Annotated in this window: 21 protein-coding genes and 1 tRNA gene; 12 read left to right on the plus strand and 10 right to left on the minus strand. The window is 65.7% G+C overall.

What is annotated here, in order from left to right:
* Positions 1–50 precede the first annotated feature (50 nt).
* Complete coding sequence (locus IVB01_RS09855) at positions 51–1,769, minus strand: heparinase II/III family protein (RefSeq protein ID WP_247280039.1); 1,719 nt, start codon at positions 1,767–1,769, stop codon at positions 51–53.
* Positions 1,770–1,928: 159 nt separating this feature from the next.
* Entirely contained in the window at positions 1,929–3,275 is a 1,347-nt protein-coding gene (locus IVB01_RS09860; protein WP_247279991.1) for a transcription antitermination factor NusB, read from the minus strand.
* Positions 3,276–3,464: 189 nt separating this feature from the next.
* On the opposite strand from IVB01_RS09860, the gene IVB01_RS09865 reads away from it, so the two are divergent.
* Together IVB01_RS09865 and IVB01_RS09870 are read left to right on the plus strand one after the other, a co-directional pair.
* Positions 3,465–3,662: a DUF1674 domain-containing protein gene (locus IVB01_RS09865; RefSeq protein WP_247279992.1), complete on the plus strand. Its 198-nt coding sequence runs from the start codon at positions 3,465–3,467 to the stop codon at positions 3,660–3,662.
* 484 nt (positions 3,663–4,146) lie between these two features.
* On the plus strand, positions 4,147–4,731 hold the full coding sequence (locus tag IVB01_RS09870) for a thermonuclease family protein (RefSeq protein WP_247279993.1): 585 nt from the start codon (positions 4,147–4,149) through the stop codon (positions 4,729–4,731).
* 54 nt (positions 4,732–4,785) lie between these two features.
* On the opposite strand, the gene IVB01_RS09875 is transcribed toward IVB01_RS09870, so the two are convergent.
* Positions 4,786–5,301 (minus strand): L,D-transpeptidase, encoded by a 516-nt coding sequence (locus tag IVB01_RS09875; protein ID WP_247280040.1) that lies wholly within the window; start codon positions 5,299–5,301, stop codon positions 4,786–4,788.
* A gap of 331 nt (positions 5,302–5,632) precedes the next feature.
* Complete coding sequence (acs, locus tag IVB01_RS09880) at positions 5,633–7,579, minus strand: acetate--CoA ligase (protein ID WP_247279994.1); 1,947 nt, start codon at positions 7,577–7,579, stop codon at positions 5,633–5,635.
* A gap of 385 nt (positions 7,580–7,964) precedes the next feature.
* On the opposite strand from acs, the gene IVB01_RS09885 reads away from it, so the two are divergent.
* Positions 7,965–9,134, plus strand: a complete 1,170-nt coding sequence (locus IVB01_RS09885; protein ID WP_247279995.1) for a DNA topoisomerase IB — start codon at positions 7,965–7,967, stop codon at positions 9,132–9,134.
* A 12-nt stretch (positions 9,135–9,146) separates the two neighbouring features.
* Here the strand turns inward: IVB01_RS09885 and IVB01_RS09890 are convergent, their stop codons facing one another.
* Positions 9,147–9,602 (minus strand): SRPBCC family protein, encoded by a 456-nt coding sequence (locus tag IVB01_RS09890; RefSeq protein ID WP_247279996.1) that lies wholly within the window; start codon positions 9,600–9,602, stop codon positions 9,147–9,149.
* Positions 9,603–9,703: 101 nt separating this feature from the next.
* On the opposite strand from IVB01_RS09890, the gene IVB01_RS09895 reads away from it, so the two are divergent.
* On the plus strand, positions 9,704–10,783 hold the full coding sequence (locus IVB01_RS09895) for an adenylate/guanylate cyclase domain-containing protein (RefSeq protein WP_247279997.1): 1,080 nt from the start codon (positions 9,704–9,706) through the stop codon (positions 10,781–10,783).
* Between the two features lie 30 nt (positions 10,784–10,813).
* Here the strand turns inward: IVB01_RS09895 and IVB01_RS09900 are convergent, their stop codons facing one another.
* The 3 genes from IVB01_RS09900 to tsaD are packed head-to-tail and all read right to left on the minus strand — an operon-like array spanning position 10,814 to position 13,292.
* Positions 10,814–11,233 (minus strand): EVE domain-containing protein, encoded by a 420-nt coding sequence (locus IVB01_RS09900; protein ID WP_247279998.1) that lies wholly within the window; start codon positions 11,231–11,233, stop codon positions 10,814–10,816.
* A gap of 2 nt (positions 11,234–11,235) precedes the next feature.
* A complete protein-coding gene (locus tag IVB01_RS09905) occupies positions 11,236–12,216 on the minus strand; it encodes an NAD(P)H-dependent glycerol-3-phosphate dehydrogenase (protein ID WP_247279999.1) in 981 nt (326 codons plus the stop codon).
* A 2-nt stretch (positions 12,217–12,218) separates the two neighbouring features.
* Positions 12,219–13,292, minus strand: coding sequence for a tRNA (adenosine(37)-N6)-threonylcarbamoyltransferase complex transferase subunit TsaD (gene tsaD / locus IVB01_RS09910; RefSeq protein ID WP_247280000.1), 1,074 nt, complete (start codon positions 13,290–13,292; stop codon positions 12,219–12,221).
* Positions 13,293–13,443: 151 nt separating this feature from the next.
* Here tsaD and IVB01_RS09915 point away from each other — a divergent pair, with 151 nt between their 5' ends.
* The 5 genes from IVB01_RS09915 (at position 13,444) to IVB01_RS09935 (ending at position 18,148) form a co-directional block, all read left to right on the plus strand.
* Positions 13,444–14,190 carry a uroporphyrinogen-III synthase gene (locus IVB01_RS09915; RefSeq protein ID WP_247280001.1) on the plus strand — a complete coding sequence of 249 codons (747 nt, stop codon included), beginning with the start codon at positions 13,444–13,446 and terminating at the stop codon, positions 14,188–14,190.
* Between the two features lie 72 nt (positions 14,191–14,262).
* Positions 14,263–15,504: a hypothetical protein gene (locus IVB01_RS09920; protein WP_247494475.1), complete on the plus strand. Its 1,242-nt coding sequence runs from the start codon at positions 14,263–14,265 to the stop codon at positions 15,502–15,504.
* 36 nt (positions 15,505–15,540) lie between these two features.
* Positions 15,541–17,328, plus strand: a complete 1,788-nt coding sequence (locus IVB01_RS09925) for a heme biosynthesis HemY N-terminal domain-containing protein (RefSeq protein WP_247280003.1) — start codon at positions 15,541–15,543, stop codon at positions 17,326–17,328.
* A 100-nt stretch (positions 17,329–17,428) separates the two neighbouring features.
* Positions 17,429–17,504, plus strand: a tRNA-Thr gene (locus IVB01_RS09930).
* Between the two features lie 248 nt (positions 17,505–17,752).
* The gene (locus IVB01_RS09935) at positions 17,753–18,148 is read left to right on the plus strand and encodes a hypothetical protein (protein ID WP_247280004.1); all 396 of its coding nucleotides are present in this window, start codon (positions 17,753–17,755) and stop codon (positions 18,146–18,148) included.
* Positions 18,149–18,218: 70 nt separating this feature from the next.
* Here the strand turns inward: IVB01_RS09935 and IVB01_RS09940 are convergent, their stop codons facing one another.
* The gene (locus IVB01_RS09940; RefSeq protein ID WP_247280005.1) at positions 18,219–19,262 is read right to left on the minus strand and encodes a polysaccharide deacetylase family protein; all 1,044 of its coding nucleotides are present in this window, start codon (positions 19,260–19,262) and stop codon (positions 18,219–18,221) included.
* Between the two features lie 253 nt (positions 19,263–19,515).
* Between IVB01_RS09940 and IVB01_RS09945 the strand changes: the two genes are divergently transcribed.
* Both IVB01_RS09945 and IVB01_RS09950 read left to right on the plus strand, forming a co-directional pair.
* The gene (locus IVB01_RS09945; protein WP_247280006.1) at positions 19,516–19,809 is read left to right on the plus strand and encodes a hypothetical protein; all 294 of its coding nucleotides are present in this window, start codon (positions 19,516–19,518) and stop codon (positions 19,807–19,809) included.
* 165 nt (positions 19,810–19,974) lie between these two features.
* Complete coding sequence (locus tag IVB01_RS09950; protein WP_247280007.1) at positions 19,975–20,190, plus strand: cysteine rich repeat-containing protein; 216 nt, start codon at positions 19,975–19,977, stop codon at positions 20,188–20,190.
* 55 nt (positions 20,191–20,245) lie between these two features.
* Here the strand turns inward: IVB01_RS09950 and IVB01_RS09955 are convergent, their stop codons facing one another.
* Positions 20,246–21,934 carry an MFS transporter gene (locus tag IVB01_RS09955; RefSeq protein ID WP_247280008.1) on the minus strand — a complete coding sequence of 563 codons (1,689 nt, stop codon included), beginning with the start codon at positions 21,932–21,934 and terminating at the stop codon, positions 20,246–20,248.
* Positions 21,935–22,068: 134 nt separating this feature from the next.
* On the opposite strand from IVB01_RS09955, the gene IVB01_RS09960 reads away from it, so the two are divergent.
* Complete coding sequence (locus IVB01_RS09960) at positions 22,069–23,442, plus strand: hydrolase (protein WP_247450896.1); 1,374 nt, start codon at positions 22,069–22,071, stop codon at positions 23,440–23,442.
* Position 23,443 lies beyond the last annotated feature (1 nt).

The following is a 23,443-nucleotide window of genomic DNA, read 5'->3' on the forward strand; positions in this document are numbered from 1 at the left end:
CAGCTTTCGGCGTCGCTCTCAACGGCTAGATAGCGCCGGATCGCGCCTGTTTACAAGGGAAGTTCCGGCTCGCGACGGGCATTGCGGCGCGCATTGGTCACCGCTGGCGAGGCGGTGGAACGCACAAAACTCCAGCGGATCGAGGGAGCCTGCCGCGCATCCTGTCGGATCACGATCTGCGCGGTGCGGCGCGGCCCGTCATTGCCGGCCAGGAACACACTGTCTTCGAGATCGACCTTGTCGTCGAGCGCCTCAAACGTCCAGACGTCGCGGTTCGGCAACACCAGCATGACGCCGCGCGCATCCGACAACCGGCTCGCCTTCACTGCCGGATGCAGATGGAAGCGCAGCGCGAAATCGGCATCAGCGCCCTTGAAGCGTCCGCCTTGCGGCGGCGACAGCGTGTCCTCGCCGTCGATGCGCGCACCGTCATTGGCGATCATCAGCACGCGGCGATGAATCGCGCCGAATTTAGCGAGATAGCCGTCATGAGAAGTTGTAAGCAGCGTGCCGTTCTGGACTATTTCGCGATAGCTCTCGACCTCGACCGGGCCGCTGGTGACGGGCGCACCGTGCAGGAGGCGCTTCATCGCCGACATCTCGACGAACTGGCAGGATGAGGTGTCGTGATAGGCCAGCGTCGAATGCGCTGCGGTGCCCCGTGCGAACGGCCGCCAATTGTCGCGGCCCGTGGTCGGCATTCCGCAATTGGTGACGATGCGGCTGATGCCGGAGGACAGTTCGAACGACAGGCAGCCAGCATGGGCGTCGTGGCTGACGCCCGCCGGTGGCGGCGGTCCGGTATCGATGATCAGCGTGGTTTGGCCGGCGTCGAGCCGCTGGAACCCTGTATGCGGCATGTTCGCCATCGGTGCGCCGTGGGTATCGTCATAGGCGAGCAGCGTCGCGAGCAGGTCGGACGGGGTCGCACTCATGCCGTTGAACAGCGCGAAATTGCCGTCCCCATGGCGAAAGAAGCGCAGCATCGGCATCATGCGATCGATCGCGTTGAGCAGCGCCGGGGGCGGCGCGATGTTGCGGGCCGCGAAGGTCTGTCGAAGCGGCAACAGGTCGATCAGGAGATCGATCAGGGCGCCCGGGTTACGAGAGATGTGTCCGCCGTCGGGCAGGATCTGCCGCTGCAATTCGTCAGAGAGCTTTTTCGAGGCGCTGCGAATGTGGCGCGCCTGGTTGGCGAGGCATAGCGCCGCGTAGCACAGCGCGATCAGCACCTGGAGCTTCGGCACGCCGTCGGGAATGTCGAGCATGGCGTAGCGCAGCAGGCGGATCTCGCGCGCGAGGGCGCGCAAGTAACGGCGGTAAAACTTGTTGTCGGTGTCGTTGAGCACCAAGGGTGCCTGTGACAGCAGCGAGATCACGCGACGCGCCAGCACGTCGGGGCGCCGCGCGACCGGACGGCGCTTGTTGGCGGGGTTCGAGATCCAGTCCTCGACCAGTGCGCGCGCATTCGCTCGCGTCAGCGCGGTGTCGGCGGCGCGTAAGTGCCGCAGCCAACCGAAGCCGAGCAGCGCGACCTCCCAATCCTCCGAGGGCGGTTCGAGATCGAAGATCGAGCGGCCGTGGCAATTGACGATCTTGCCGGCGAAGACGAAGCGGCCGGCATAGATCTCGGCGGCGCGGGTCGCATCCGCGGTGCGGAGGTCATGCGGGGCAATGATCAGCCGGTCGGTGCGGCTGGGCCAGACCCGCGACACCGCCACAGGTCCGCCGCTCGCGCGCGCGAGCATGTTCCGCGCGAAGCGGTTCATCACCAGCGTCGAGATACGTCTGCGTTGAGCGACCGACACGCCTTGCCTTGAAGGGGAGAGAAGGATTCCGACGAATCCTTATTAATCCCAAAATCGCACGGCTGACACCACCTTGAAAGGGTACGAATTAGCGTCGGGGGTGCAAAATCCAGTGCAAAATCAGGATTTAACGAGCCGAGCCGCGTAGAATCCGTCGAGCCCGCCGAGCTTGGGATCGGCGTTTGGAAGATGACTGGGCAGGGTGCGCAGATCGCCTTCCGCGCTGAGGATTTCGTCGAGACCTGCGACCTCGGACGCCTCGATCGGAGCGCGGCGAAGCGCGGGCTCTGCGGCCAGCAGCGCAGCGATGGCCTGCTCACCCTCTTCGGGTTCCAGCGAACAGGTGCAGTAGACCAACGTCCCCCCGGATTTGAGCAGCGACAGCGATTTGCGCAGCAGCCGCTGCTGGAGCGCGGTCAGGGCGGCGATGTCAGATTGCTGCCGGAGCCATGCCACGTCGGGATGACGGCGGATCGTGCCGGTCGAGGTGCAGGGCGCATCGATCAAAATACCGTCGAAGGCTTCGGCAGGGCCGGCCCATTCCACGGCGTCAGCGACGACGGTCTCGGCCTGGAGCGACAATCGCCGCAGGTTTTCGCGCAGCCGCGCTACCCGGGCGGGCGAGCGGTCGATGGCCGTGACATGCGCGCCGGCATGTGCCAGCTGCGCGGTCTTGCCGCCCGGGGCGGCGCAGAGATCGGCGATGGACTTGCCGTTGATGTCACCGAACAGTCGAGCGGGTAGCGCGGCCGCGGCGTCCTGCACCCACCATTGTCCCTCGGCAAAGCCCGGCAGCATGGTCACCGCGCCATGCAGCAGCATCCGCACGGTGCCGGTCGGCAGCGTCTCGCCATGCAGGCGGCTTGCCCATTGTGCGGCATCCGACTTCACCGTCAAATCGAGCGACGGCTCGTGGCCGAGCGCGAGCGCCATGTCTCTTGCGGTCGCATCGCCATAATGCGCGCTCCAGCGCGCGAGCAGCCATGGCGGCAGGTCCAGGGATTGCGTGGCAACCTCCTCGACCAGGGCCTTGCCTTCGCGCGCGCAGCGGCGCAGCACGGCATTGACGAGTCCGGCATAACGCGCGGCGCGCCGGTCGGATTGCACGAGGCGAACGGAGAGATCGACGGCGGCGTGGTCGGGCACGTCCATCCAGAGGATCTGCGCCGCGCCGATCAGGAGCGCGCTCTGCGCACGCGGCGCGTCGGAGGGAATGCCCTTGTCGAGCAGGCGGGACAGCACGTGGCCAAGCGTGCCGAGCCGGCGCAGCACGGTGGCGACCAGGCGGCGCATCAGCGCGCGGTCACGGTCGGCCAGCGACTTCAGTCCGGGATGAGCGCCGCTTCCGTCGAGTTGGTCGTCGAGCGTGCGGTGCTTGTGCAGCACGCCGTCGACGATGTCGGCGGCAATCCGCCGTGCCGCAAGACCTGGCACTTCGGACGGAGGGGCGAAACGTTGAGATGGCATGCGGAAGCAAGGTTCTGAGCGAGCGGCAGTTCCGCCGCGATGGGCGCATGCCTTAACCGGCTCATTTGTGGCACGCGAATATGCCAAATGTAAGAATCGCTTCCGGCTTTTTCAGCCCTTGGGCCCCATTTCAGGGATGCGTTATTGGACGTCGCGCTGCGGGCCGTCCTGCGCTAGAAAAGCCGCACGATGAGTGACCAGCCTTCCGTTCCCGATCGCAAGCCGCTGCCGCCCGCTGCCCAGCGCGCGCTGGCTGAAGCCGAAGCGCGGCGGCAGGCCGCGGCAGCCGAAGCCAAAGCGCGGCCGAAGGAGCTTCAGGGACCGAAGGGACCAGAGCCCACCCGCTATGGCGATTGGGAGAGCAAGGGCATCGCCTCCGACTTTTGAGCCCTTGCTGGTCCAGCGGGGTGTCCGCCGTGGCCATCACAGATCGCGATGCTCGCGCTCGGTGAGCGACAGGCGACATGATCTCGATGAACTTGCCCGCGCGGCTTGCTTAGTCTCTGCTCGGATTCCATCTGCTCGATGCGGATCAGGCTTCCTTGAATGTTTTGGCCGCACGCCGACCTCGTCACCACGACCGAAACAGGGAATCTCGATTGTCTTCTTGGCACCGCGAGCTGTAACAGCACCTCGCGGTGCGACGATCGGGCGGGCGATGTTCAGCACAGAGAAGACGAATGCGCCGCCGACGAGTGCGACGTTAGCGCACGATCCCGCTCCTGCCGCACCGCGAATTCGTTTGCCTCGCCCATCGAGTCGACAATCCATGAAAAGTGGAACTTTCCTGCAGGCTCGTGTGTCGATCGGAATTGTCGCATCTGGAGCGTCGCACTTGTCGGTTTCCCCGACTCAGCCCTAGCTTGGCTGGATGCGCCTCCCCAATCGCCCCAGTGCCTATCGGCCGCAGTTCGGCGGCTCTCCGTTCCATCGCCGATTCTCCGGACTGTTGCCCTGGATGTTCGTGGTCGGCGTCGTGACGGCTGTCGTGCTTGCCTTCCGGCACGGCACGAACTGGCCCGTCCCGCATGGAGCCGACGGCCAGGCGACCGAAGTCGTCCTCCAGCAGGCGGGAGATGCTGGCGCTCGCCAGCCGGTCGAGGTGATCCGCACTGTCGACGGCGACACGTTCCTGGCGCGCGTGCATCAGCGCAGCGGCGGCCATCTCGTTGTGCGGGTTCGCCTGCGCGGCATCGATGCGCCGGAACTGAAGGCATCTTGCCAGGATGAGCTGAACAAGGCCGAAGCCGCCACCGATGCGCTGCGCAATCTGCTCGGCCAGGGGGACGTAACGATTTCCAATCTCGGACCCGACAAATACGGACGCATTCTCGCTGATGTCGCGACCCGGCGGACTGCCAACGTTGCGGCGACGCTGCTCGCGGGCGGTTACGTGCGCAGTTACAATGGCGGCCATCGCGACGGCTGGTGCGCGCGGGGCTGGCGCTTCTGGTAGCAAAAAGCCGCGTCGCAAGACGCGGCTTTGGCAATCCTCTTCCGAACTCTTCGATCAGTGCGTGACGACCACCGTCGTGCCCACGGGGACGCGGCCGTAGAGATCGGTGATGTCGTCGTTGAGCATGCGGATACAGCCATAGGAGACGAAGCCGCCGATCGAGCCCGGCACGTTGGTGCCGTGGATCGCATATTCGCCGCCGGACAGCGTCATCGCCGCAACGCCCATCGGATTGCGCGGCGAGCCGCCCGGGATGACGTCGGGAATGCTCGGCTTGTCGCGCTTCACCTCGGCAGGCGGTGCCCAGGCCGGATTGAGATACTTGCCGTCGATCTTGGTCGTGCCGGCCCATTGCTTGCCGGCCTTGCCGACGCCAACCGGATAGCGCACGGCATGGCCGTTATCGAGAATGAGGTAGAGCCGCCGCTCGCTGGTCTTGACCACGATCGTGCCCGGCGAATAATCGGCCGGGTTCGTCCCGACCATTTCCGGCCGCGCCTCGGCCGCCGTCAGCATCAAGACCCCGAACCCCATGGTGGCGGCCAGCGCCACCGCAATCCTCATCGTTATCATTTTCCCCTTGCCCCGAAAGGATCGTCCAAACCACGCAAACCCGGCAATTGCGGCTTGCCCAGACATTCCTAACCGCGCTTGTTAACCGGATGGTTTCCACGCACGGTCGCCAAAGGCCAGCCAGCGGGGGGAACAAAGGAAATGTTCGAAATAAAGTAAATGACCTGAAAACAACACTCGGCGGGAAAGATGCGAACCTGTGCCGCGCACCCTGACGAGTGCGTGAGGATGTGAGCCGCGTCATTCCGGGCGCGCGACAGCGTGACCCGGAATCTCGAGATTCCGGGTTCGGTCCTGCGGACCGCCCCGGAATGACGATGGGTTGAGCCTATGCCTGCTTCCGGTTCTGCCTGTTTCTGACGAGGTCGTCGACCACGGCGGGATCGGCCAGCGTCGAGGTGTCCCCTAAGCTGCCCGGCTCGTCCTCGGCGATCTTCCGCAGGATGCGGCGCATGATCTTGCCGGAGCGGGTTTTGGGCAGGCTCGGGGCGAACTGGATCTGGTCGGGCGAGGCGATCGGGCCGATCTCCTTGCGCACCCAGGTCACGAGCTCCTTGCGCAGATCGTCGGTCGGCTCGACGCCGGCCATCAGCGTGACATAGGCGTAGATGCCCTGGCCCTTGATGTCGTGCGGGAACCCGACCACGGCCGCCTCCGACACCTTCTCGTGCGCGACCAGCGCACTCTCGACTTCCGCGGTGCCCATGCGATGGCCGGAGACGTTGATTACGTCGTCGACGCGGCCGGTGATCCAGTAATAGCCGTCGGCGTCACGCCGGCAGCCGTCGCCGGTGAAGTATTTGCCCTTGTAGGTCGAAAAATAGGTCTGCTCGAAGCGGGCATGGTCGCCATAGACTGTGCGCATCTGGCCCGGCCACGATCGCGTCAGGCACAGATTGCCGGTGGCCTCGCCCTCGAGCACCTTGCCGTCGGCATCGACGATTTCCGGCACAACGCCGAAGAACGGTTGCGTCGCCGAGCCCGGCTTGAGTTTTGTTGCGCCCGGCAGCGGCGTGATCAGGATGCCGCCGGTCTCGGTCTGCCACCAGGTGTCGACGATCGGGCAGCGGTCGTCGCCGACGACGCGGTAATACCACTCCCATGCTTCCGGATTGATCGGCTCGCCGACCGAACCGAGCAGACGAAGCGAGGCGCGCGAGGTCTTCTTCACCGGCTCGTCGCCGGACTGCATCAGCGCGCGGATCGCGGTCGGCGCGGTGTAGAAGATGTTGACCTTGTGCTTGTCGATGACGTTCCAAAACCTGGAATTGTCGGGATAGTTCGGCACGCCTTCGAACATCAGCGTGGTCGCGCCGTTGGCGAGCGGCCCGTAGAGGATGTAGCTGTGGCCGGTGACCCAGCCGACGTCGGCGGTGCACCAGTAGATGTCGCCGTCGTGATAGTCGAAGACGTATTGATGCGTCATCGAGGCGAACACGAGATAGCCGCCCGAGGTGTGCAGCACGCCCTTGGGCTGGCCAGTCGAGCCCGAGGTATAGAGGATGAACAGAGGATCCTCGGCATGCATGTGCTCGACCGGGCATTCCGTCGTCACCATCGCCGCCGCCTCGTGGTACCAGAGGTCGCGCGTCGGGTTCATGTCGACCTTGCCGCCGGTGCGCTTGACCACGACGACCCAGTCGACGCCGTCGGTTTTGGCGAGCGCCGCGTCGACATTGGCCTTCAGCGGCACCTTCTTGCCGCCGCGCAGGCCTTCGTCCGCGGTGATGATCACCTTGGATTGGCAGTCATTGATGCGCTGGGCGAGGCTGTCGGGCGAGAAGCCGGCGAACACCACGGAGTGGATCGCGCCGATTCGCGCGCAGGCCAGCATCGCATAGGCCGCTTCCGGGATCATCGGCAGGTAGATGGTGACGCGGTCGCCCTTCCCAACGTTGCGGGTGCGCAGGATGTTGGCCATCCGGCAGACCTCGTCGTGCAGCTCCTTGTAGGTGATGTGCCGGGATTGCGAGGGGTCGTCGCCTTCCCAGATGATCGCGGTCTGGTTGGCGCGCTTGTGCAGATGCCGGTCGATGCAATTTTGGGCAACGTTGAGGACGCCGTCCTCGAACCATTTGATCGATATGTTGCCGGGCGCGAACGAGACGTTCTCGATTTTCGTCGGCGCCTTCATCCAGTCGATGCGCTTGGCCTGCTCCACCCAAAAACCGTTCGGGTCCGAGATCGAGCGCGCATACATGTCCTTGTACTTGGCCTGATCGACCCAGGCCCGCTTCGCCCACTCTGCGGGTACGTCGTAGATCTTCTCGGACATGTTTCCCTCCACATACGGCAAGCCGAACGCGTGCGATTGGCAAGCCGACTTGATCGCTGAACGATTATGCGTCGGGCTAACCGGACCCGACAAGGAGCACAAGCTGGACCTTCGGCGGGCGGGATCAAGGTCCGCAGGGCGGCATGGCGCAAACCTGAAACAGGCCAAGAGGCGCCTTTCGGCTCTTTACCCAGATCTCCGAAATAGCGGGGTGCAGACCCGCATGCGCCGACTGGAGGTATCCGGCAACCGCCTATCACTGATTCAGGACTGGCAATACGGTTCGGAACACCCTAAATGGCCAACCCGGGTCCAAAGCGACCGCAGGAACAAAAATCAGAACAGCGGCATTGAACGGTAAGAAACAGGGCCAAGGCTTAACACTATGATGGATCAGCAGAATCTCGGGACGATGCGGCCCGCTTCAGCCGATCCTGCGGCCATTGCCCTCGCCAAAGCCCTTGGACAATGGCCGAAACCGGCTGGTTTCAGGCGTTCCAGCCCCAAAAAGACCTTCGACACCAGGCCGGCGGCGACCGTCGAGGCGCTCGCAAGGGAACTCGGCCTGCGGCTCGGCGATCAAAACGAGCTGACCATCCGGCGCATCAAGCGCGGCAAGGGCTACTCCTTCGTCCGCCCGAACGGGGCTCATATCCGCGACGCCCGCACCATCCGCCGGCTGCACGCCATGGCAGTGCCGCCGGCCTACCGCGAGGTGCGCTACTCCGCCGATCCGAGCTCGCATCTCCAGGCCGTGGGACGCGATGCCGCGGGCCGGCTGCAATATCGCTATCACGCCGATTGGGAGAAGGTCCGCGAGCACCGCAAGGCGCATCGCCTCGAGAAGCTCGTCGGCGCGCTGCCCAAAATCCGGCGCAAGGTCTCGGCGTTCCTGTCAGGGGACGAGCCGACGCGCGAGTTCGCGCTCTCGGCCGTCATCGAACTGATCGCCCGCACCGCGATCCGTCCCGGCAACGAATCCTACGCCCGTCTCAACGGCACTCGCGGCGCCACCACGCTGCTCAAGTCCAACGTCACGCTGGAAGACGATTGCTTTGTGATGACTTTCAAGGCGAAGGGCGGCAAGGCGGTGCGGAAGGAGTGCGACGCAGCCAAGCTAGTCCGCGCCATCGGCATTTTGCAGCGCGTTCCGGGCAAGCGCATGTTCCAGTATCGCGACGCCTACGGCATCGTGCGCGCGGTCAATACCACGCAGGTGAACGCGTTTCTGCGCGAGATCGCCGGCATCAAGATCTCGCTGAAGGATTTTCGCACGCTGATGGCGTCCGCCGTGGTCGTGGAATCGCTGTCGCGGATCACGCCGGCGACCAGCCAGCGTGGCCGCAAGAAGCAGGTGCTTGACGCAATCCGCGCCGCTGCCGACCAGCTCTCCAACACGCCGGCGATCTGCCGCAAGAGCTACGTCCACGACACCATCGTCACCGCCTTCGAGGACGGCATCCTCGAACGCTTTGCCGCGACCATGAAGGGCCAGCGCTCGCAGGCGAGGCGCGAGCAGCTTCTGGCGCAAGTGGTGGCGACCGCGGCGGTCTGATCCGCCTGTCGGCTACGCTTTGTTCGAAACGCCGCGGTCCTGACCGGGATCGCCACCGGCAGCTGCCGTGGTGAGCCGTTCCAGATAATGTGCCCACCCCGTCGCATGTGCGGCGGCCTGTTCTGCGGTCGGCAGGCCGCTGTGGGTCATCCGCAGCAACGTGCCGCCGTCTTGCTCAATCAGGTCGATCTCGATCAGGCTCGAGCCGGGCGGCACTTCCTGGCCGCCCTCCCAGCCGAACGTGTAGGCGAGACGATGCACCGGCACGACCTCGCGGAAAGCGCCGCGGGCGACGCCGCCGCGCGGGCCGACGCCTTTAAGCAGATAGAGCCCGCCGGGACGGGGCTCCGTGGTCGCGTCGGAACCCATCCAGCTCAAAATCTTCTCGGGGTCGGTCAGATAGGCGAAAACAGTCGCGCGCGGGGCGGCGATCTGGGTCTCGCGTCGCACTATGAACGGTTCGGTCATTGGCGATCATCCCTGGGCTGACACTCGGACATGGCGGGGCCGGAGCGGCCCGTCAAGGATTGCCCGTGACAAAGACGGCGCGCTTTCGTCATGATTGAGCCATGCATCTCTCCCCGACCCTCGCCTGGCTTGTCGATGCCGCCGCAGATAGTCTTGGGGCGGACCGCCTGCTTGCGGAACTCGGCGCCCATTTGGTTGCTGATGGCGTGCCGCTTGCGGCGGGGGCGCTGACGCTGGAAGTGCCTGACCCGCTGATCGCGAAGCGGACCTGGTTGTGGCGCGCCGACACTGGCCGGGTGATCGAAGCGCTCGGCTTTGCGCCGGGCGGGCTGGCACCGGACCCGCCGAACGATGCCGGCCGCGGCTGGCTGCGCGATATCGCGGGCGGTGAGGTGCACGAAGATATCGTCGGACGGGCCGATGGGCCTTTGCTTGGGTGGATCGGGCCGGGTCCGTTCACCTCGGGCGAGATCGAGCGATTGCGCCAGGCTGCACGTTTTGCCGCGACGCCGCTCGCCGTGCTCGCCGCGCGTGCCACGTTGCGGGCGACACTCGACGCCTATCTCGGCAAGCGCAGTGCGGAGCGGGTGCTGGCGGCGCCGCTGCGGCGCGATCTTGGCGAGACCATTCAGGCCGCGTTGCTCTATGCCGACTTGCGCAACTTCACCGGTTTGTCGGAGACAAGTCCGCCGGGCGATGTCATCGCAGCGCTCGATGCCTGGTTCGACCGCATCGCCGGCGCCGTTCACGCCTTCGGCGGCGAGGTGCTGAAATTCATCGGCGACGGCGTGCTGGCGATCTTTCCGGTGATCGAAGCGTCACCGCGCCGTGCCTGCGAGGCCGCTCTGCGCGCCGCAAGCGCGGCCGAAGCCGGGATGGCCTATCTCAACGAGGAGCGCCGCGGCAACGGCTTGCCGCCGCTCGCGTTCGGTGCCGCCCTCCATCTCGGCGAGATGCTCTGGGGCAATATCGGCGCTGCCAACCGGCTCGATTTCACGGCGATCGGCTCCGCCGTCAATCTCGCCAGCCGGCTCGAAGGGTTGTGCAAGCCGTTGGGGCGGACCGTGCTCGTGTCGGGCGCGCTCGCTGCAGAGACGGACATGCCTCTGATCGCGCTCGGATCGCATTCGCTGCGTGGGATCGCCGCACCGTGCGAGGTGTTTGCGTTGCCGCAGACGTAGGGCCGAGTTTCGCTCATTCGGGCTACGTACCTACGACGACATCCCACCCATCTTGCAGACGAGCTTCCACTCCTCCGCCGTCACCGGCTGCACCGACAGGCGCGAATATTTCACAAGCGCCATGTCGGCGAGCTTCTTCTCGGCCTTGATCGCGGCCATCGTCACCGGTGTCTTCAGGGGCTTGTCGGCCTTGATGTCGACGCAGACGAACTTGCCGGTCTTGTCGGTCGGATCCGGATAGGCTTCCTTGATGACCTCCGCGATGCCGACGATCTCCTTGCCCTCGTTGGAATGATAGAAGAACGCCTTGTCGCCCCTCTTCATGGCGACCAGGTTCTGGCGCGCGGTGAAGTTGCGCACGCCGGTCCAGGCCTCGCCCTTGGCGCCCTTCGCCACCTGCTGGTCCCAGGACCACACCGACGGTTCGGATTTCACCAGCCAATAAGCCATGTTCATTCCTCTGCCTTGAAGGGGCGCGTCAACAGTCCCGAGATAGCGGCATCGATCGTGCTCCGGCCGCTCAGGATCGAAGCGACCGCTTCCGATACCGGCATCTCAATGTGTTGCGAAGCCGCAAGCTCGATCAGAACCGGCGCGGTGGACTCGCCCTCGGCAAGCTTGCCTGCGGGCGGGTTCTCACCGCGGCCCAGTGCGAGGCCAAGCGCGAAATTGCGTGATTGCGGGCTCGAACAGGTCAGAATGAGATCACCGAGGCCGGACAAGCCCGTGAGTGTCTCGCTGCGCGCACCAAGCGCGCGACCAAGGCGTGTCAGCTCGGCAAAGCCGCGGGTCGTGAGCGCGGCCTGGGCCGAGGCGCCAAGTTTGCGTCCGACCGCAATGCCGACCGCGATCGCGAGCACGTTCTTGGCCGCGCCGCCGATCTCGACGCCACGGATGTCGGTGGAATGATAGGGCCGGAATCTCGGCGAGCCCAGCGCCTGCACTAGGCGGGTAGCCAGCGCTTCTTGTTTCGCCGCCAGCGTTACCGCGGTCGGCAGGCCGCGCGCGACATCGTCGGCGAAGCTCGGGCCTGACAGGATCGCCGGCTGCGCGCCCGGTGCAGCTTCGGTGATCACGTCGGTCATGAATTTGTGGGTGCCGTGCTCGATGCCCTTGGCGCAGGCGACGACGGGTACCGGCCTTGCAATGTGCGAGGCCAGCAGGTTGACCGCGCCGCGCAGATGCTGCGCGGGCGTTGCGATCAGCAGCATGTCGGCGCGCGCGGCGAGCGCCAGATCGCTCGTCACGACGATTTCCGGAGCGATCCGCACGCCGGGCAGCCGCGGATTGTCGCGCGTCGAGGCAATCCGCGTCGCATGTTCGGCATTGCGCGCCCACAGCGTCACGTTCCGTCCTGCCCGCGCCGCCACGGTTGCGAGAGCCGTGCCCCAGGCACCTGCCCCGACCACGGCGACGGAATCGAACGCGGTCATCACTAGAATCCCGCTCGCGTGTTGCCGTAGCCCGCCGGTGCCGTCGCGTTGGCATCGAGCAGCCAGCGTGCGCGGGGCTGCGCGTCCATCGTATCGGTCATGCCGAGCGCAAGGCGTTCGGCGCCGGCCCAGGCGATCATCGCGCCATTGTCGGTGCAGAGCTCGGGCGGCGGCATGATCAGCTGGGTCCCGGCCTGCTGCGCGACGTCGTTCAGGGCCTCGCGGATCGCCTGATTGGCGGCCACACCGCCGGCGGCCACGAGCGCGCGCGGCGCGCCGAACCGCTCGCGGAAAAGTCTTAGACCGACGCTCAAGCGGTCGGCCGTCGACTCCAGCGCGGCGGCTTGAAAACTCGCGCAGAGATCGCTGATGTCCTGCGGCGTGAGCTCGGCGATGCGGCTCGCTTCGTTGCGGACCGCCGTCTTCAAACCGGATAGGGAGAAATTGGCGTCGGGGCGCCCTTGCATCGGGCGTGGAAAGGCGAAGCGCATCGCATCGCCGCTTGCCGCCGCGCGCTCGACCTGCGGACCGCCGGGATAAGGCAGGCCCAGCATCTTCGCGACCTTGTCAAAGGCCTCGCCAATGGCGTCGTCGACCGTGGTGCCGAGCCGCACATACTGGCCGACGCCGGTGACCGCAACGATCTGGGTATGTCCGCCCGAGGCGAGGAATAGGCAATAGGGGAATTCGATTCCGTCGGTGAGACGTGGCGTCAGCGCGTGCGCCTCCAGGTGGTTCACCGCGACGAGCGGGGTGCCGTGCACCATCGCGATCGCCTTGGCGGTGGTGAGCCCAACGATGACGCCGCCGATCAGCCCCGGGCCCGCGGCCGCCGCGACACCGCCCAGCTGGGCGAAGCCGACGCCGGCCTCACTCATGGCGCGGTCGATGATGTCATCGAGCAGATCGACATGGGCGCGGGCAGCGATCTCCGGTACCACGCCGCCGAAGCGGGCGTGCTCCTCGACCTGCGACCGTACGATGTTGGACAGGATCGTCCCGCCACCGTCAGGCGCGCGCTCGACCACGGCCGCGGCGGTTTCGTCGCACGTGGTTTCGATGCCCAATACCAGCATTGGCGAATTGTTATCCAACTTGCGCCCTTGCGCTCATCCGTAAAGCAGAGTTCTGGTACGTCCGGTAGCATTCCGGGCACGGCTTGCGCAATCGTCACGCGCGGCCGCCCTCGCAAATGGCCACCGTCAAATGGTTCGGGAACACCAAGCGATGTCCATTCTCGTCACACGACCACATCCCGACAATGAGGCGTCGGCGGCGAGTTTGCGCGCGCGAGGGCATGTGGTGCTGCTTGCGCCGGTGCTCAAGTTCGAGCCGGTCGCCTTTCATGACGAGAGTGAGACGAGCTATGACGGCATCATCGTTACATCGGCCAATGCGATCCGTGCCGTCGCGCCGCAATTGCCGGGTCTTGGTCTGTTGCACTTGCCGCTGTTTGCGGTCGGCGAGCACACGGCTATTGCGGCGCGCGACGCCGGCTTTGCCGAGGTGATCGTCGCCGGTGGCGACGCCGCGGCCTTGCGTGATAAGGTGGTGCAGAGTGCACGTGACAAGGTGCTGAAGAAAAGGAGCACGCTGCTTTATCTGGCGGGTGCGGATCTGTCGCGTGATCTCGGCGCCGAGCTCAGCGCCGAAGGATTCAATGTGGTCACGCAGACCACTTATCGCATGGCTCCGGTCAAGTTGCTGCCGCGAGAAGTTTGCGAGGGCTTTGCCAGCCATGGGATCGAGGCGGTGCTGCACTATTCCCGGCGCAGCGCGCGGGCGTTCCTGGAGGCGGCGCGGGACGAAGGTGTCGAAATCTCGGCGCTGGCTATACCGCAATGCTGCCTGTCCGAGACGGTTGCCGGCGTGCTGCGAGAGGCCGGCGCGTCGCAGGTTCTGGTTGCGGCGACGCCGGACGAAAATGCCTTATTCGACACCTTGGAGCGTGCTTTGCGCACCCGTTTGGCGTAAGAGGTCGAGCCGAATCCGACGCAATCGGATCCGAAGGATCTGTGCAAGGTATGGATGTGAGGAACCGTCACGATGGTCGACGACAAGCCTGAAGACGCAGGATTGGCCCCCGACAGCGGTCGTGCCAAGCGCGCCCCTCCCACCATCGACCTCGAGGCGAGCGAAGTCTCGACCCAGCCGCAGCAGGCGGCGGGCGAGCCCGAGGCTCAGCCGACGCCGGAGCACGCCGAGACCGAGCCGGCACAATCCGAGCCGGCCAAGTCCGAACTTGCCGACGCTGAGCCGGAACGTGACGAGGCGCCGGCCGCTGTGGCATCCGCGCCTGTATCGCAGCCGATTTCGCCCTGGGTCGTTGCCCCGCTCTCCGGCGCTGTCGCAGCCGCAGTCGTGATTGCGGTCGGTTGGATGCTGGGCTGGCCCGCGGTGCAGGCGCCGCCTGCCGCACCGCAAGTCACGAGCGCGACGGTCGATGCGCTCAGCGGGCGGGTGAGCGCAGTCGAAGCCAAGGCCGGCAAGCCCGTCGCCGATCCAGCGATGGCGGCGCGGATCGACGCGCTGGAGAAGTCCGTCAGCAGTCTGCGCAGCGACATCGCCAATCTGCGCGAACAATCCGACAAGACTGCGAGCGCACTGAACGACTTGAAATCCGCTCCAGATGCTGCCGCGCCCGATCTTGCCACGCTCAACGACCGCATTGCGCAGCTCGAGCGCGCCAGCAGGACCGAACGAGCCGAGCTCGCGCAGCAAGGCGAGAAGATCGCCGAGGCCAAAACGATGGACGACAAGCCGCTGCGCCATGTGGTGGCGGCGGCCCTGCTCGACGTAGCCGTTCGCCATGGCGATCCCTATCAACAGCAACTGGCCGCGGCGCGGTCGCTGACGGCAAAGCCGGATATGCTGAAGCCGCTCGACGCCTTTGCATCGTCCGGCATCCCGACGCCGGTCGCGCTGAGCCGCGAGCTTCTCAATATCGTGCCGAAACTGTCGCCGCCGGCGAAAACCCAGACCGGCGGCACCGGTATCGTCGAGCGTCTCCAGGCGGGCGCGTCGAAGCTCGTCCGCATCGAACGCACCGACGGGATCGGCAATGACCGCGGTGCCATCGTGGCGCGCATCACCTCGGCGGCGCTGCGCAACGATGTGGCGGAGGCACGTCGCGAGCTGAAGTCGCTTCCGGAAACTGATCGCACCGCCGCGCAAGCCTGGCTCGACAAGGCCGATGCTCGCGACGCCGCGCTCGCCGCCTCCCGCAAATTCGCCGACGATGCCATGGCGGATCTCGCCAAATCTGATCCAGCCAAGCCTGCTCAATAAAGATTCGCGCAACGATCGGCGCTTATAGGGATCGCCATGCTTCGCATCGTCCTCTTTCTCATTCTGATCGCATTGGCGGCGGCCGGCGGAGCCTGGGTTGCCGATCAGCCCGGCGATCTGGTCCTGACCTGGGGCGGTCTCCGTGCCACGACGACCTTTCCCGGGTTCGTGCTCGGGCTTGGCATCTTCGCAGCCGCGATCGTGCTGGTCTGGAGCGTCTTGACCATGATCTGGCGCATGCCGGGGCGTCTGCGCCGCCGTCGTCATGAGAAGCGCCATGCCCGCGGTCGCCACGCGATCACTCACGGCCTGCTCGCGATCGGTCATGGCGACACCGCGCTTGCCCGTCGACATGCGGCAGCGGCCCGACGGCATGCGCCGAATGATCCGCTCGCGCTGCTCTTGCACGCGCAGTCGGCGCAGCTCGAAGGCAATCGCGACGAAGCGCAGCGCGTCTTCCGCGCCATGACCGAGCGTGAGGACACGCGGCTGCTCGGCCTGCGCGGCCTCTTCATCGAGGCGCAGCGCGCCGACGATGCGCTCGGCGCCGTGACGATCGCGGAGGAAGCGATCAAGCTGTCGCCATCCTCGACCTGGGCCTCCCATGCCGTGCTTGGCTTCCGCTGCGCGCGCGGCGACTGGGGCGGCGCGCTCGCGATCCTCGATTCGAATCTGTCCGCGGGTCTGATCGACAAGGGGACCTATCGCCGGCAGCGCGGCGTCCTGCTCACCGCGCGCGCGCTGGAATTGGAAACCATGGACCGCGACGTCGCGCGCGAGAGCGTGATGGAGGCGATCAAGCTCGCGCCGACCCTGGTGCCGGCCGCGGTGCTCGCCGCAAAATTCGAGAGCGAAGCGCATCAGGTGCGCCGCGCCATGAAGCTGCTCGAGGCCGCCTGGCTCGCCAATCCGCATCCCGATCTTGCGGATGCCTATGCCCATGTGAAGCTCGGCGATTCCGCCCGGCAGCGCTTGCAGCGGGTCGAGACGCTCGCGGCCAAGACGCCTGCCGACAAGCCCGGCCATGTCGAGGGCCAGCTCGCGATCGCGCGCGCTGCGATCGATGCCTCCGAGTTCGCCCGCGCGCGCGAGGTGCTCGCACCGTACCTCGACGATCCGACCCAGCGCGTTGCGCTGCTGATGGCCGAGATCGAGCGTACCGAGCACGGCGATGGCGGCCGTGCGCGCGCCTGGACCTTGCGTGCGGTGCGGGCCCGCCTCGATCCGGCCTGGACTGCGGACGGCTATGTCAGCGACCGCTGGCGTCCGGTCTCTCCGGTCACCGGCCGTCTCGACGCCTTCCAGTGGCAGACGCCGGTCGCGAGCCTGCCTTCCGACAAGGGCACCACGATCGAATCCTCGGCCTTCGAGGAGGCCATGCTGGCGGCACCGCCGCCGAAGCGAGTGACGGCGGCCAGCAAAGCGCCGGTGGAACCGGTGGAGACGGCGCCAGCGCCGGCTGCCCAGGACAATTCCCCTCCTCAGGCCAAGGAAGGTTCCAAGGAAGGTTCCGAGGAAGCTCCCATGGAAGCTCCCAAGGAGGCTGCCAAGGAAGAACCAACGATCGTGGCTTCCGAGCCGGTTGATCCGGCTCCCGCGCCTGCCGAATCATCGCCGCCGGCGGCAACGCCGGTATTCCGGAGCCGCGCCGACATTAGCAAACCCGGACCGGCCCCCATCCCTGCCGTGATCCCGATCGTCCGCGCGCCGGATGATCCCGGGGTCGACGACGAGGGACCGAGCGACGAATTTACGGAACAAATCGGCACGCCAAAGGCCCAGGCCGGCGGGTGGCGCGGATTCTGGTCTCGCTGGGGCGCGTGAGGCCCATTTCGAACGCCGCTTGTCCTTGCCAATTCGGGCCATGCCCGATATCAGGGGCGCGCGTATCGGGGCCGGCATTGTCCTGGCTCCGGCAGGGTTCGCCGCAATAGCTCAGTCGGTAGAGCACGTCATTCGTAATGACGGGGTCGGGGGTTCGAATCCCTCTTGCGGCACCACCACTTAGCTGTCCAGCCCGGAGACATAGGTAACAGGTCGTACCTGAGACATGGGTGACAACCTCGTGCCGAACGGGCTGTCGAGGGTTGCAGGGTCACTCACTCCACGCATTTCTTGGCACGGCCATTATAGCTCGGCCCGCACGTTCACTGCGCGCGCGAAGGGCGCAGCCTGAGTGATCGTGATCACGTAACCTCAGGCGGGCTTCCCGTAACGTCCCGGTTACGCCAACACGGGGAGATTTCACATGCGCAAGATCATTCTGGTTGCCGCCATGCTCCTGGCCTCTGCGTCTGCCCAGGCAGGCGGATCCCGCAGCCTGTCACTGGCCGCGGCAGGCGAGCAGACCTCCGCGCCGCAAATCACGACCACTTCGGCGACGGCCGCTCCGACGCAGGTGAGCGACGTCGTGCCAGCCAATGAGGCTCCGAAATATTCCGATCGTCCGCCGGCAGTGTCGCTTTCTGCGCCGGCTGCGCCGACCGCTCCGGCCGTGACGACGCCCACGACGAGCTCCGCGCAGGTCACGACGATCAAGCCCGCCAGCAAGACCACGGCAACGGCGGACAAGCCGAAGCACAAGCGCAGCTGGACCGAACGTCGCATCATCGGCGAGCTGCACCGCCACGGCATCTACTGGTAACAGCCGCTTGCCCAAAGCAAATGGCCGGGGGAAGGGCCCGGCCATGCGCATATTGAAGCGGTGATCGCGCTTACTGCGAAACCGTCTGCACCACACTTGCGATCGGACGGGCGCTCGAGGTCGGCACCTTCAAGTCCTTCAGCAATGCCTCGTCATATTCCGGCAGCGTCTGAATGGTCGTCTTGGCCTTCATTTGCACGATCTTGTAGCCGCCGGCCTTGAGCCGCGCGAGCAGCGCCGGCATGGCTTCGCCGGTGTGCTTCTGGAAATCGTGCATCAGGATGATGCCCTTGCCGAGCTTGTCCAGCCTGGTCATCACGGTCTCGACGATCTTCTCCGGCGTGGCGCCCTTCCTGAAGTCGAAGGAGTCGATGTCGGTCGAGAACATCGCGACGTTGCGGGTGCCGAAATAGGTCACCATCGCGGGATTGTGCTGAAGCTGCGGGAAGCGGAAGAACGGCGCCGGATTGGTGCCGAGCGCGAATCTCACGGCGCTGAAGCCCTTCTCGACCTCGTCCTTGACCTGCTGCTCCGTCATCTTCTTGCTGTTGAGGTTGACATGCGACCAGGTGTGCGTGCCGACCGTGTGGCCCTGGGCCAGCACCTGGCGCAGGATCTCCGGATGATAGGTTGCGTGCTTGCCGACCGAGAAAAACAGGCCCTTGGTGCATTCATCCGCGAGCGCCTTGAGTACGGCGGGCGTATTGACCGGCCACGGACCATCGTCGAAGGTCAGCACGACCTCCTTCTCGGTGAGAAAGTCGAACTGCTTGAAGTGCTCGAAGCCGAAGCCGGGACCGCCTGTGGTGTCGATCTCGACCACGCGGGCAACGCCCAGCGCGTTCGGATTGGCGCAGGCCTGTTTCTGCTGCACCGGCATGGCCGGGGCGGGCGCCGCGGCAGCTGCCGCCGGCTTGGCCGCGATCGCCGCGGTGGTCTCGACGTCATCCTTGGCGGCGAGCTTCGCCGGTGCCGGCAATGGATCGGCGGCACGGGCGGCAACTGTCTTGGGGGCGCCCTGATCGGCGCGCGCGGAATAATAAAACCAACCGCCGGCGGCGATCACGACCGCCGCAACTACACTGGCCAGCATCAGGCCCAACGCATTACGCATCGCTATTCTTTCCAATTACGCAACCAAACCGGCGGAATTTCCCGCGCGACGAGCCATTAATGCGAAGGAACAGTTAACGTGACACCAACGCGACGCCGGTCGCGTAGGAATTTCAGCGAAGTGCGCCAAAGTGACTGAGGTCACAGAGGCTGTGCCTCCCGTGACCATCATCACAGTGGAAACGGTTTGGCCGGAGCATCGTAGTTCCCATCAACAACCGGCGCCGTTCCGACGGTGCCAATGGGAGCTTCAAATGACCAAGTCGTTTTCCAGCAAGATCCGCGACACCAGTCTGGCCCTGGGCTTTGCCGCCATCGTGTCGACCGTCTCGACGACCTCGGGCTTCGCCTTCTCGGCCGAAGCGCAGCAGATGTGCACCGGCGATGCCTTCCGACTCTGCTCCGCGGACATTCCCAACATCCCGAAGATCACGGCGTGCATGATCAAGCATCGTTCTGACTTAACCGCCGGCTGCCGCGCGGTGATGGACAAGGACCTCGCCAAGGGCGCGTCGCGCAAGGTCGCTGACGCGCAGGACAAGCAGTAAGCAACACGGCGATCGTTGCGTCGGATAGCTCCCCTCGCGATGTACCCCGGGGTCAAGCCGGCGCCATGCGGTGGCACGTTGCAGCCAGTCAACAAAGCCGTTGCGGCCTTAGGACCATCGCACTAGCTTCGCCCGCACATTCTTTGCGGTAGAAGGCATTACGCGATGGCTAGATTTCTTTTCGTTATTTCTTTGCTCCTGTGCGCATCGGCCGCGTCCGCGCAGCAGCAGCCCGGCCACGATGCCTGCGCGCGTGATGTCAGTCGCTTCTGCCGCGCCGTGATGAACAATGGCGACGGCGCTGTGCTCGCCTGCCTGAAGCAGAACCGCACCCGGCTGAGCAAAGGCTGCGACAAGGTGCTGACGGATCACGGGCAGTAACCTGTCATTCCGGCCTCGCGCCTGACGGCGCGCTGCGGAATGACGAACGTGAGGCTTACGTGCTGCTCCCCGCCGCGGTCGCGACCACCGGCAGCACTTCGCTATTGGCGCGGTCCGGCGTGTCCTCCTTCCAGCGCACCGAGCCGAACGGACGCTCCAGCATGCGCCGGATCCGCACCGGCTCGGGGCCGATGTGGAAGGCCATGGCTTCCTGATGCAGAGCGCGTTCGGACTGAGTCGAACGGTTGCGCTGGCGTAAATAGTCAAGCCACGTCGGACAATGATAGCGCTCGGTCCACAATTCCGGATCGGCGATGTCGCGTGCGATCGACCAGCCATAGGCGCCGTTCCGCTGCCGGGAGAGCTGTACGTCCTGCATCACATTGTGGAAGGCGCGGGCATTCTCTTGGCTTACGCGGTATTCGATCTCAACCACCAGAGGCCCGCTGCGGCCGGTCAGCGACAGCTTCACCTCAGGATCGGCCAACACCTCGGCATCCTCATTGCGCGCGCCGACGCGCGGCATCGCTAGCCAGACGCCGAGCAGCGGCGAGATCAGCATCAGGCCGGCCGCGACCAGGAGTGCGACCTCGACCCCGGCATAGTCGGTGAGATGGCCCCAGCCCCAGGCGCCGATCGCGATGCCACCCGAGATCGAGGCCTGGAACGCCGCGAGCGAGCGGCCCGCGACCCAGCGCGGCGCCGAGAGCTGCACGCCGATATTGAACAGCGCGATCGCGGCCATCCAGACCGCGCCGGCCAGCACCAGCGCAGTTGCCGTCAGCACCGGCTCCGTGCTCAAGCCGACCGCGGCCATCGCAAACGCCATCGAGATGGTGCAGGCGCGGATCGCGGCTTCGCCGCTCATGCGCTTGCGCAATTCATGGATGTTGAGCGCGCCGATCACGGCCCCCATGCCGAAGGCGCCGAGCATGATGCCGTAGGTCTGCGCGCCGCCATGCAAGAGGTCGCGCGCGACCAGCGGCATCAGCGCCATCACGGCCCCGCCGATCAGGCCCATCACCAGCGTGCGCAACAGCACGATCTTGATCGGCGGCGAATTGGTGATGTACCGGAAGCCCGAGACCATCGCGCGGTTGAGCTTCTCTCGTGGCAGGCGCGAGGGTTCGGTGTTGCGGCGCCAGAGCAGCAGGACCACCAGCAGCGGCAGATAGAGAATCGCGTTGCAAGCGAACGCCGCCACCGCGCCGAGCGCAGCGACGATCACGCCGCCAACCGCGGGACCGAAGCTGCGCGCGATGTTGTAGCTGATGCCGTTGAGCGCGACGGCCGAGGGCAGTGCGTCGGGCGGCACCTGTTCGCTCACCGAGGACTGCCAGGCGGGGCCGAACAGCGCATTGCCGCTGCCGACGACGAAGCAAAAAGCGAGCAGCAATTCGGGAGTGATCAGATTAAGGCCGGCCAGCACGGTGAGCGCGCTCGCGCCGACCAGCGCGATCGACAGCGAGACCAGGGTGACGATGCGTCGATCATACATGTCTGCGATGGCGCCCGCCGGCATCGAGATCAGCATGATCGGCAACATCAGCGCGGTTTGCACCAGCGCCACCTTATCGGCCGAGGCCGCCATCTGCGTCATCGCCCAGGCGGCACCAACGCCTTGGATCAGGAGGCCGAGATTGGAGAGCAGGCTGGCAAGCCAGATGCGCCGGAATACGGTGTACCGCAGCGGCGCGGTGATGCCGTCGGCGACAATTTTCTGGCGGTTCCTCTGCTCGGTCATATCCCTTCCAAACGGTCTGGCAGAAATGGTCCTGGCGATTCCGGCAAATTCAGTGATGCCTGCGAAAGTCCTTCGCTGTCCAGTGATTAGGCCAGTATAAGCGGTGCAAAGAGGCGTTTGCCGGGGAGGAACAGATGAAGCTGTCGCGACGGACGATCCTGCAAGGGGTCAGCAGCTTGCCTTTCGCAGTTGCGAGCTTGCCGGCAGGCGCGATGGCCCAAACCGCACCGGCCGCCACGCCAAGCACTGAGCTGCCGCCGATCCTGTTCGTCCACGGCAACGGCGACTACGACGCGCTCTGGATGACGACCTTGTGGCGGATGGAATCGAACGGCGTCGCACGCGATCGCATGGCGGCGATCAATTTCACCGATCCGCTTGCGCGCAGCGACGACAAGGTCGAGCAGGCGAACCGGTCATCGACAGAAGACCAGCGCCGCGAGCTCACCGCCGCCATCGCTGACCTGAAGCGCCGTACCGGCGCGTCGCGCTTGGCGCTGGTCGGCAGCTCCCGAGGTGGCTATGCGATCCGTAACGTCATCAAAAATGGCGGTGCCGGCGATGTCAGCCACGCCGTGTTGTGCGGCACGCCCAATCACGGCGTGTTCGCGACCGACGACCAGCCCAACAACGAGTTCAATGGCCGCGGTGCATTCCTGCGCGGCTTGAACGACGGCGAGAGCGAGGTGACGGCGGGCACAGCTTTTCTCACCTTGCGCAGTGACGGCCTGGACAAATATGCACAAGCCGACGGCCGTTTCATCGGAAAGCCCGGCGTCCCGACCGGTATTACCGCGGAGGGGCCGGAGCTGAAGGGGGCCACCAACCTCGTACTCGGTGCGCTCGATCATCGCGAGGTGGCGTTTCATCCGCGCGCATTTCGCGAGATCTACAAGTTCGTCGCCGGGCGCGAGCCGATGCGCATCGCGATTGTGCCGGAGCCAAGCGTGAAGTTGAGCGGTTTGGTCACGGGCACGCCGGGCGGCGTGCCGACCAACCGTCCGGCGGCCGGCGCAACCGTCGACGTCTTCCGCGTCGATCCCGAAACGGGAGAGCGCAAGGGCGTTGCGCTGCACAGCTCAAAGACCGGTGCCGATGGCCGCTGGGGACCGGTGCAGATCGATCCTACCTGGTCGCTCGAATTCGTCCTGGTATCTCCCGACACGCCGACGACGCACATCTACCGCTCGCCATTCCCGCGCTCGTCGGACGTCGTGCACCTGCGGCCTGCGCGCCCGCTCGGGCCGGCTGACAAGGACGCAGGAGCTGTCGTGATCATGTCTCGGCCGCGCGGCTATTTCGGCCTGCCGCGGGACGTGGTGCTGCTCGACGGCAAGGAGCCGGCCGACGTCAAACCGGGCGTGCCCACGGATGCGGCAGCAACCCTGCGGCTTCCGGCCAGCGAGGTCGGGCGTAACATCGTGGCCCAGTTTGGCGAAGAACGGATTGTGGCACGCGCCTGGCCCGCCTCTGAGAGCAGGATTGCGATTGCCGAGCTGACTTATTAGC

Origin of the sequence: Bradyrhizobium sp. 164 (assembly GCF_023073715.1) — a bacterium.
In the GTDB taxonomy this organism is placed as follows: domain Bacteria; phylum Pseudomonadota; class Alphaproteobacteria; order Rhizobiales; family Xanthobacteraceae; genus Bradyrhizobium.